This window comes from Citrobacter sp. CK185, assembly GCF_030333565.1.
GTDB lineage: Bacteria > Pseudomonadota > Gammaproteobacteria > Enterobacterales > Enterobacteriaceae > Citrobacter_B > Citrobacter_B koseri.
The window spans coordinates 1-661 of the sequence record NZ_JAOWFR010000004.1 but is presented as its reverse complement, the minus strand read 5'-3'; the positions used below and the strand labels follow the sequence as shown (position 1 = coordinate 661).

The following is a 661-nucleotide window of genomic DNA, read 5'->3' as shown; positions in this document are numbered from 1 at the left end:
TTTGCTCTTTAAAAATCTGGATCAAGCTGAAAATTGAAACGACACACGTAAAGTGTGTATGAGTCTCTCAAATTTTCGCAACGCGAAGTGTTTCACGAAACATCTTCGGGTTGTGAGGTTAAGCGACCAAGCGTACACGGTGGATGCCCTGGCAGTCAGAGGCGATGAAGGACGTGCTAATCTGCGAAAAGCGCCGGCGAGGTGATATGAACCCTTGACCCGGCGATGTCCGAATGGGGAAACCCAGTGTGATTCGTCACACTATCGTTAGCTGAATACATAGGCTAACGAGGCGAACCGGGGGAACTGAAACATCTAAGTACCCCGAGGAAAAGAAATCAACCGAGATTCCCCCAGTAGCGGCGAGCGAACGGGGAGGAGCCCAGAGCCTGAATCAGCTTGTGTGTTAGTGGAAGCGTCTGGAAAGTCGCACGGTACAGGGTGAAAGTCCCGTACACGAAAATGCACAGGCTGTGAGCTCGATGAGTAGGGCGGGACACGTGGTATCCTGTCTGAATATGGGGGGACCATCCTCCAAGGCTAAATACTCCTGACTGACCGATAGTGAACCAGTACCGTGAGGGAAAGGCGAAAAGAACCCCGGCGAGGGGAGTGAAAAAGAACCTGAAACCGTGTACGTACAAGCAGTGGGAGCCTCTTT

Annotated in this window: 1 rRNA gene; it reads left to right on the top strand. The window is 51.7% G+C overall.

From position 1 onward, the window contains the following. Positions 1 to 116: 116 nt before the first annotated feature. Positions 117 to 661 (top strand): 23S ribosomal RNA (locus OGV79_RS01165); the annotation flags it as partial.